7 protein-coding genes are annotated in these 10,358 nt (G+C 37.9%); 2 read left to right on the top strand and 5 right to left on the bottom strand.

The annotated features are described in order from the left end of the window. Nucleotides 1-18: 18 nt before the first annotated feature. From DBX24_RS04210 to rsfS, 5 genes are all read right to left on the bottom strand, one after another. A complete protein-coding gene (locus DBX24_RS04210) occupies nt 19-675 on the bottom strand; it encodes a phosphatidylserine decarboxylase family protein (protein ID WP_120488232.1) in 657 nt (218 codons plus the stop codon). Nucleotides 676-681: 6 nt separating this feature from the next. Further along, complete coding sequence (locus tag DBX24_RS04205) at nt 682-1,545, bottom strand: phosphatidate cytidylyltransferase (protein ID WP_120488233.1); 864 nt, start codon at nt 1,543-1,545, stop codon at nt 682-684. An 11-nt stretch (nt 1,546-1,556) separates the two neighbouring features. Further along, nucleotides 1,557-2,141, bottom strand: a complete 585-nt coding sequence (locus tag DBX24_RS04200) for an LUD domain-containing protein (protein ID WP_245957157.1) — start codon at nt 2,139-2,141, stop codon at nt 1,557-1,559. Between the two features lie 147 nt (nt 2,142-2,288). Next, entirely contained in the window at nt 2,289-4,259 is a 1,971-nt protein-coding gene (gene ftsH / locus DBX24_RS04195) for an ATP-dependent zinc metalloprotease FtsH (protein WP_374210833.1), read from the bottom strand. A 22-nt stretch (nt 4,260-4,281) separates the two neighbouring features. Next, complete coding sequence (gene rsfS, locus DBX24_RS04190; protein WP_120488235.1) at nt 4,282-4,650, bottom strand: ribosome silencing factor; 369 nt, start codon at nt 4,648-4,650, stop codon at nt 4,282-4,284. Nucleotides 4,651-4,739: 89 nt separating this feature from the next. On the opposite strand from rsfS, the gene DBX24_RS04185 reads away from it, so the two are divergent. After that, entirely contained in the window at nt 4,740-5,453 is a 714-nt protein-coding gene (locus DBX24_RS04185) for a biotin--[acetyl-CoA-carboxylase] ligase (protein WP_120488236.1), read from the top strand. A gap of 394 nt (nt 5,454-5,847) precedes the next feature. Further along, nucleotides 5,848-10,221, top strand: a complete 4,374-nt coding sequence (locus DBX24_RS04180) for a S8 family serine peptidase (RefSeq protein ID WP_160224059.1) — start codon at nt 5,848-5,850, stop codon at nt 10,219-10,221. The last annotated feature ends 137 nt before the right edge of the window (nt 10,222-10,358 follow it).

Here is a 10,358-nt window from a genome sequence, read left to right as displayed (position 1 = left end):
TTTATGCTTTTATGGAGCTTAATGGTCTTTCAATTGTGCGATGGTGTCTAGTCCACCCTTAGTAGTATCACCTATCTTACAGAGAATTTGAGTATCAAGGGGGAGGAATACATCCATTCGGGAACCGAATTTAATGAATCCGAACTCGTGCCCTGCTTTGGCATCATCACCTACATTCGTATAGAAGACGATTCTTCTGGCTATATAGCCCGCAATCTGGCGAAAAACTATTTTGTGATGAGTCTGAGTCTCTACCGCCACAGTAGTTCTCTCATTATCGGTGGAGGACTTTTCATTCCAAGCCATCAGGTATTTGCCTTTGTGGTATTTCTTGTAAATCACCTTACCTGTAACGGGATATCGGCAGATATGAACATTAAGCGGAGACATAAAAATGGAAACCTGTATGCATTTTTCTTTAAGAAATTCTGTTTCCTCCACTTCTTTTATCATTACCACCTTACCATCTACAGGGGCTATTACTTCTGTTTTGTACTCACCAATTTGTCTATTGGGTACTCGAAAGAACCACAAAACAAGAGCATAAAGCACCAAAAAGGGTAAAGTGATAAGCCAAGCCCAAGCACTTAAAAATAGAGTGCTGAGGATATACACCGCTAATACAATCACCGTAGCCAATACAATACTACCTTTTCCTTCTCTATGTAATTTCATAATTAATTATAAAAGTTTATCTAAAATAAAGTACAAATATAGAACAGGAGCACAAATCATAAAACTGTCGAGCCTGTCGAGTATCCCACCGTGCCCGGGAATAATGTTTCCACTATCTTTCACATTAAAGGTTCGCTTGAGCTGGCTTTCTACTAAATCACCCATCGGAGCGAATACAGCGACGAGGAAGCCTACAACCATCCAATTCCCCCGAAGATAGCCAAACTTCTGCTCAATAAAGTAAGAGAAGATCAGTGTAAGCAATACCCCTCCTGCAAAGCCTTCCCAAGTTTTTTTAGGGGAGATGGTGGGTGCCATTTTGTGCTTGCCGAATAGCCTTCCAGAGAGGTAGGCAAAGGAATCACTACTCCAAATCAATATGAAAAGAAATAAAGGTTCGAGACTGAAAGTGTTCTCACTATTATAATAAGGCAAAGCTAAGGCATAACCGAAAGTAAGAGGAACATAGATTAGGGTAAAAATGAGCTTCCCGCTTTCAAAGTCCAGTTCGCTTTTAAACCTGAACAGTGTAATGACAGCAATGAGAATAAGGGAAAGTCCTAAGATTTCAGATAGATTAAACTCAAATGAAAACCCGTGGTAGAAGTATTTCTTGGAAAATCTATACAAGATAAGTATTGCAATGGGGAAAACGGCAAGCCTCTCCCAGCCTTTCCTAAACTCCATTATTCTAACACACTCCCATAAACCCACGAGGATAAAGAAAACAATAAGCCCGTAATACAGCTGATACTGCTGTACAGGAAAAATATTTTGTAGTAATTCTGAACCCATAGGATGAGTGCAAAACACCACAACTAAACAATAAAGCAATCCGAAAACAATCCTCTGAAAAAAGTTTTTATCCAAAATACTAAGTTTTAATCTTCAAGTAATAATAGGAAGAGTTTGGTATGATTCGCCTCTGTACCTCCTAACTTAGACTGGCTACCACTGATGGAAGTAAGGTTTTTTAGCATAGTTTTTCGGCGTTTTATCTTCATCATTGCCATATTAAGATCAGGAACAATCTGAGAGACATTTGCCATAATAATCACCTTCTTTGGTAACCGAGAGGAATGATAATGTAAAATATTATTATACGAAAGCATTATACTTCCATTATGTGCTATAAGATATTCGCAAGTGATGAGTGCAGCATCGTTATTTAGCGTTAGCTCAGTTGATTGTGGTACATTAAGTACAGATAGAAAATTCTTTAAGTCTTCATCGCAGCAGAATACAGATTTCAAGTCTTCGTTCTTTATAATTTGATTGAGGATGCCGAGTGCTTCTGCTTCATCTACACAATAAGAAAATATACCGCCAGAATGACTAAAAAGCTGGGCAAACTTGTAGTCCATATCAGCATGTTTTAGCTCATCCCCCAATCTTACAAGATTAAGCTCATCATCTTCTTCCTGCTTTGGAGTAAATAGTTTTAGTATATTTCTAATTAATCTCAAGGTTAGCTAACTGATTTTGTAGACAAAAGTATAAAAATTATATAACTAAATGAAAAATGTAAGAATAATTTTTAAAAACAGACGAATTTCTCTAATAAAAAATGAGTTTGAAGATTATCTCCAAACTCGTTTAGTAATATTAAACCTTTAATTTTCCAATTTTATTTCTTCTGCTTCTTGCGTGCTGTCTTGTTCTTTATTGAGCTCCTCTTGGAGGGGTTGCTCTGTAAGTTCGGGGTCCCAAGCACGCTTTCCAAAAATCTCTTCGAGGTCTTCGCGGAAGATCACTTCTTTCTCCAAGAGCTTATTGGCAAGGATATCAAGTTTGTCCTTATTATCAGTCAAGATACTTATCGCTCGCTGATATTGGTTTTCTATAATGAACTTAATCTCTGCATCTATCTTGGTAGCTGTTTCTTCAGAATAAGGTCTATTGAAGCTATAATCTGACTGACCAGAGCTGTCGTAATAAGATATATTACCAATATTCTCGCTAAGTCCGTAGATGGTTACCATAGCTTGCGCCTGCTTGGTTACCCTTTCCAAATCTGATAGGGCTCCTGTAGATATATTATTAAATATCACTTGCTCTGCTGCTCTACCACCGAGGGTAGCACACATTTCATCGAGCATTTGTTCGGTAGTGGTAAGCTGTCGCTCTTCTGGTAGATACCAAGCAGCACCTAACGAGCGTCCTCTTGGCACAATAGTCACTTTAAGAAGTGGAGCAGCGTGCTCAAGAAGCCAAGATACAGTAGCGTGCCCTGCTTCGTGGTAAGCAACTCTTTTCTTTTCGGAGAGTTTAATTGCTTTATTTTTTTTCTCCAATCCTCCGATAATTCTATCCACAGCATCTAAGAAATCTTGTTTAGTAACGGACTCTCTTCCGTTTCTGGCAGCGATGAGAGCAGCTTCATTACATACATTTGCGATATCAGCACCGCTGAAGCCAGGGGTTTGTTTTGCTAGGAATTCTCTATCTACGGAGTCATCGATTTTTATGTTTTTAAGGTGTACCTCAAAGATTTCTCTTCTCTCGTGAAGTTCAGGAAGATCCACATAGATAGAGCGGTCGAATCTTCCAGCTCGGAGCAAGGCTTTATCCAATATATCTGCTCTATTGGTTGCTGCCATTACAATCACATTGGTATCTGTGCCAAAGCCATCCATTTCGGTGAGGAGTTGGTTGAGGGTATTTTCTCTCTCGTCATTACCTCCAGTAAAGTTTTTTCCACCTCTGGCTCTACCGATAGCATCTATTTCATCTATGAAAATAATCGCTGGAGATTTGGCTTTTGCCTGTGCAAATAAATCCCTCACCCGAGATGCTCCTACACCGACGAACATCTCCACAAAATCGGAACCTGAGAGGGAGAAGAAAGGTACTTGCGCCTCTCCTGCTACGGCTTTTGCCAATAGGGTTTTACCTGTACCTGGAGGGCCTACGAGGAGCATTCCTTTTGGGATTTTACCTCCAAGTTTGGTATATTTATCTGCATTTTTTAGGAAATCTACTACCTCTTGTACCTCTTCCTTAGCGCCTTCCAAACCTGCTACATCTTTAAAGGTAATTTGCATTTTATCTTTTTCATCAAAGAGCTTAGCTCTTGATTTTCCGATGGAGAACATTCCACCTCCAGAACCGCCATTCATTCTCCTAAATATAAAGTAATAGAATATACCCAATAGACCTACCCACATAAGTATGGGGAGGAGGATTTCCACCAATGGATTTCTCTCTTTGCTAAAATCCATTTTTGTTTGTACTTCGGGGTTTGATGCTTTTACTTTTTTAAACTCGTCTTGGAAGGACTTTATATCACCAAAAGTAAAGTCATAATCAGGAACAACTCTAGTCGTAAGACCATCTAATGGATTCATAGATGGTTTGTTGTTTATATGCTCGGTTTTAGCTTCTTTGGTTAAGAATACTTCAGCTTTATCGGTATCTTTATAAACTACAACTTTGCTTACTTTGCCTTCTTTTAATTTCTGAAAAAAGGTATCTTCATCTATCCTCTTAGCATCAGCTCCTCCAAACGAAGGCTGGAAAAAAATATACAATATACCTATAATGACAATTGGAAAAAACCAATTAAATCCTTTGCTATTCATTATCTTTTATTTCAATGATTATTGCTTAGTCTAAATTCTGTATTTCTGTAATTTTGGCATCTCCCCAAAGCTCTTCTATCTCGTAATAATCGCGTATATGCTTCTGGAAAATATGTACGACAACAGACACATAATCTACCAAAATCCAAAGTGCATTATCTGCCCCCTCCACATGCCAAGGTCTATCTTTTAACTCATTACGAACTTTTTTTTCTATACTCCCGGCTATGGCAGATACTTGAGTATTAGAGTTTCCACTGCATATAATGAAAGTCTCAGTTACTGAGTTTTCAATAGTAGAAAGGTCAAAGATCTTAATATCTTCACCTTTTGTATCTTGTATTGCCTCTACAATCTTGTCTATTAATAATTGTTTTTCTGTTAGTTTATTCATCTAAAATTAGGGTATAATCGTGCAAATTTATTGTTTTTTTCTGTATTAATGTTTAGGTTTGGCATCTCAATATTATAAATATTTCTTAAATGTATCCTCTCTTCTATCTATCAGAAAGCTTAGAATCTACCAATGAAGCCATCCTGAATTATCATACTCCCAGCCGACCAAATATCGCAATTTATACATTTAATCAGATAAATGGAAAAGGGCAGTATGGCAATACTTGGAAGATGCCCAAAGACCAAAATATAGCCTACTCTCTACTAATAGATGCGAGCTTAATCCCAATAGGGGGCAATTTTGTCAATTTTTATACCGCTGTTATTATTCGGGATTTTCTTGACAATTTGTCAGATGAGGAAGTCTTTATCAAGTGGCCTAATGATATTATTATCAATAGAAAAAAAGTAGTAGGGATTCTTATAGAGCAAATAAAAATTGATGGTAAGAGTTTTTATATTATCGGTATAGGGATTAATGTTCTACAGCGGGATTTTTCAGAGCTAACCAAAGCAGGCTCAATACTTACACAAACCCATCAAAGGTTTAATCTCACCTCATTATCTGAAAATTTTCATTTCTATTTTACAAAACATATCACTCATCAGCCTTCATACAACATCTTGGAAAGATATAATCACCACCTCTTCTGCCGAAATTCTGTAGCTCTTTTTTCTAAAAGTAATATCAGACAAAATGGCATTATTCAATATGCTGATGAGAAAGGTTTTCTTCATATTCTCCTCGAAAAAGATGGGCTCCAAAAATTTTTTCATAAAGAAATAGAAATGCTTTATTAATAATAGCTCAAGTCTGTTTTTGGTAATTTCAAAACTGTGTTTATACTGAAAAAAGAGCTTTTCTAAGCAGAAAATACAAATAAATTTTTATAATTTATAATGGCGATATTTTTATAATATCATAAAGATTGATAATGTGATTGAGGTATAAATATCACAATTTAACACTTATTTGAATGAATATTTATTGTTATATGGCTAATATAATGTATATAATTAAAAAATATCATCTATGAATTTTGTATATAATTAAAATGTATGTGTTTTGTGGTATAATTAATTTTATTGCATAAAATAATCGTTAATTATATTAAAAATTTATTAAAATAAATAAAATTTTGTAGTATTAAAAATATTGTGTAGTATTGTCCAGTTAATTTTAAATGAATTAATAATGAGAAAGTCTACATTAGAGTTCGGGTCATTTACCCGAAAATTGCCAGTAGCATTATGTTACTTATTTGCTACGGCAGTGTTTGCACAGAATGCCCAAGAGGTAAAGGTTCTTCAAAGCAAGACGAACCTAAAAGGATTGAATTTATTAGGCAAGCAATTCCGCAAAGGAACGCTAAGCAGAGCGCAGCTGGAGTCCAGAGCAAAGGAGATGAACATTCCGTTCACCACCGAGTTTGGAGGTAAGTTTTACCAGTTGCAAGGTTTTAACGCTAAGGGCTTCCCTTTGTACTATGTAACGAGCAATGCTGGAGCAGCAGAAGGTACGGGAGTTTCAAGGCTTCAGACGAGCCCAGGATTGGAACTTCAAGGAGAAGGTATTGTTCTCCGTGAGTGGGATGGAGGAGCTGTAAGGCTTACCCACCAGGAATTTGGAGGAAGAGCCAAAATGGGTGATACCTCTACACGGCTTAATAGCCACTCTACCCATGTGGCGGGGACAATGGTTGCCAGTGGAGTAGATAAGAAAGCGAAAGGAATGGCACCAAAAGCAGAGCTTATCGCCTATGACTGGAATGATGATGAGGATGAAATGACAACAGCTGCAACTAACGGGGCACTTCTTTCAAATCACTCTTATGGTTATTTAGGAGGTTTTGAGTATGGTAACTGGTCAGGAGCTACAGGTTGGCACTGGTTAGGAACTGATGATGATACAGAATATGTAGGCTATGGACATTATGGAGAAACGGATGCTCAATGGGATTTAATCTCAAAAAATGCTCCTTATTACTTGGCGGTAAAAGCAGCAGGTAACCCAAGAGGAGATGGTCCTGAACCTGGTGGAGCACACTATGTAAGAAAATTAGAGAATGGTAAATTAGTATGGGCAAAATCTACAAAAGTTCGCCAAAAGAATGGGGGAGCCAATGGTTTTGATTGTATTAACCACGGTGCAACAGGTAAAAATGGGCTTATTATCGGAGCGGCTCATAAAATCCCAGGTGGCTACAAACAGCCAAGTGATGTAAAAGCAGCGAGTTTCTCAGCTTTCGGTCCTACCGATGATGGTCGTATCAAGCCGGATTTAGCGGGGATAGGCGTAGGAGTTTATTCTACCACCTCCACCGGCGATAGCCAATATACCTCTTTGAGCGGTACCTCAATGGCGTCTCCGAATGTAACCGGTTCACTCGCTTTATTACAAGAGCATCACAATAAACTCTACAGCTCGTTTATGAAATCTGCTACGCTAAAAGCATTGGCGATTCATACAGCAAATGAAGCTGGCGAACATCCGGGACCAGATTATCAGTTCGGTTGGGGACTTCTCAATACTTTTAAAGCTGCAGAAGTATTATCCACCAAAAATAAATACTCAAAAGTAGAAGAGGTTACCTTAAATAATAATGGCACTTATACCCTAAAACTCACGGCAACGGGAAGTGCACCATTAGTTGTAACCATTGTTTGGGATGATGCCGTAGTAGAGAAACTTCCAGATGCTACGCTTAACAACAGAGAATCCGTATTGGTAAATGACTTGGATTTACGAGTATCCGATGGAGCAACCACTTTCTTCCCTTGGAAATTAGATGTAAATAATCCAGCGAACGCTGCTACCAAAGGCGATAATACCAAAGACAATGTAGAGCAGGTAGTGATAGAAAACCCGGTAGCAGGCAAGGAATACACCATCACCGTAAGCCATAAGGGTGACCTGAAAAAGAACGATGACCAGGGTAAATTAGTTCCTGCAGCTTCTCAAGACTTCTCTCTTATTGCAACGGGAATTAACAATGGTGTATCAAAAGACTTGGCATTAAAATCCGTATCCTTACCACCAGCTAAGGAGTATACAAACCAAACGCCAGTAACGGTAGAGGTAGAGAACTTAGGAAGTGCATCTGCAACAGGAGCTAAACTTAAATACAAACTCGTAAATGTAGACAATGGTAATGCCGTAGAGCATACAGGAGAAGTAGCATTAGAAGAAGTAGCACAAGGAAAGACGCTTAGCAAGTCGTTTAATGTAGATTTATCCAAATCATTTGTGAATTACAATGTAGAGGTAGAAGTAGTATTTGTGGGAGATGAGGTAACGATGAACAATACTGCATCAGTAAGTGCGTATGGGGTAGTTGCATCAGTAGAGAATCCGGGCGAGTCTCATTTCTTCGGTTTTGAGGAAGACTTCGAGAAGAGCGGCTGGGTATCTAAGGATGTAGATGGAAATGGAAGAACCTGGATGAAATATACAGATGCAGACTTAGCAAATACAGGAAAGAGCTTTGCGGTGAACTTCCCTAATAGAGCAAAAGGTACAGACGATTGGTTATTCTCCAACCCTATCAAGGTGAAAGCAGGTAAGCTCTATATGCTGGAGCTCTACGCAGGTAGATTCCAGAATGATGAAGAAAATCTTGAATTCTTCTATGGTGATAGCCCGGAAGTATCAGCAATGACCAATAAGTTAGGAGATAAATTAACCCTTGCTCCAAGTTATAATAAAGTAAATAGAGAATTTACTCCTACAAAAGATGGCGTCATTTATTTAGGCTTCCACAATAAGATGGACGCCGATAAGGCCTCTTATGCTGTAGCAGTAGATGATGTATTGGTAAGATTTGCAGAAGGGAAACCATCAGCAGACTTTACAGTGGCTAAACCAAGAGTTAATTCTTATGAGACAGTTCAGCTTAATAATAATACAACAACTGCCTCTACTCAGCCAGCGACTTATGAATGGTCATTCAGCCCGAATACAGTAGAGTATAAAGACGGTACAACAAGCACATCTAAAGATCCGAAAGTAAGATTTACAGAAGAGAAACAGTATTCAGTAACATTGAAGGCAACGAATTCTTCAGGTAATGATGTTAAGGAGAAAAAAGACTTTATCACTGTTAAGAATACGCCATCTCAAGCTAAATTTATCACTTCAGGAAATTCAATCTTTGAAACTGAAACGGTAGCATTTACTAATAAATCTACTGGTGATCCGCTTCCTACATCATTTGAATGGACGGTAACGCCAAGCGATAATACAGAATTTGTAAGTGGTACTACTTCTACATCTAATAACCCAGTAGTTAAGTTTAATAAATCCGGAGACTATAAAGTTTCTCTAAAAGCAACTTCTCCACAAAACGAAACCACTGCTGAGGTAGATATAAAAGTAGCAGGAGTACATAATTCCGTGAAAGATCTTTCAGCTACTCAAGAGAATAACAAGGTAAATCTCAAGTGGGTAAGGCCTAATATGAACCCTTCCTATACCGAAGGATTTGAATCTGGAAAAATACCTACCGAGATGACAGTCTATGACAATAATGCAGATAAAATGAGCTGGATGATTTCTGCTTTTAATAAAGCAAGTGGAAATTATGGACTACTCAATTATGGTTGGTACTTCAGAAGTATGGATGTAGATGACTGGATCGTAACTCCTAAAATAAAAGGAGGAGCAGAAGTGCTTAAATATTTTGTGAAACACGACTATGTAGAAAGATATGATGTGTATGTAGTGAAAGCACCAGCTTCTGGTAAAGCACCAACGATAGATGAAATCAAAGCAACAGGTGAAATTGTTTACAAGTTTGATGGAACTGAAAAAACTAAAGGTACATTTGTTGAAAGAGAAGTTGATATCAAAGAACACTCTAAGGATGACTTCTTCGTAGTGTTCCACCACAGAACTACAAAAGATGATGACGCTCTTCTCCTTGCATTAGATGATATCCAGATAGGATATAAAGATAATGTAAGCTCTGATAAGACAGTAGCTGCAAAACCATCTGATGAAGCATCTGTTGACTTGAAGCAAGTAGTAAGAGAAGGTACTAAGATTCTGAAATCTGGTGATTTTGAAGATCCATACAAAGCAGAAGCACGAGAGCAAGTGCCAGTAGAGTTTGGAGCTACAGACCTTCCTAAACTTGAGAAGTATGAGATTGTGAGAAACAATGTAAAACTCACCGATATCAATGACTATAACACATTGAAACACACAGATAATCTTACACAGACTGGTACTTATACCTACGATGTATACGCTGTGTACTCTGATGGTAAGAAGTCTGATAAGGCAAGTGTAACGATTGTTGTAGATAACCTTTCTGCTTCAGAGGTAGTGAAAGGTGGTCTGAAAATCTATCCAAACCCATCCAATGGTAGATTTACTATCGAGCTTGGTAGTGGAACTTCTTCAGTTCAAGCACAGGTTTATGACCTTTCAGGTAAGCTACTCTTCAAGAAGGATTATAGCGGTAGCAGAGCTGATCTCGACCTTACCCACTATCCGAAAGGCGCATATCTATTGCACCTTACCAATAGCAAAGGTGAGAAGCAAACGGCTAAACTCATCGTTCAGTAAGGTAAGTTTTTCATAGCTTAATCATTTGAAAGCGGGTTAATGAATATTAGCCCGCTTTTTTATTCAATAGTAAATCTATCTATCAATCCATTGATAAAAGGAGAAGTATCTGAAAGCAATTTATTTTTTTACTCTAT

Source organism: Bergeyella cardium (genome assembly GCF_009914665.1).
GTDB classification, from domain to species: Bacteria; Bacteroidota; Bacteroidia; order Flavobacteriales; family Weeksellaceae; genus Bergeyella_A; species Bergeyella_A cardium.
The sequence above is the reverse complement of the archived record's forward strand: the minus strand, read 5'-3'. Positions and strand labels throughout refer to the sequence as shown.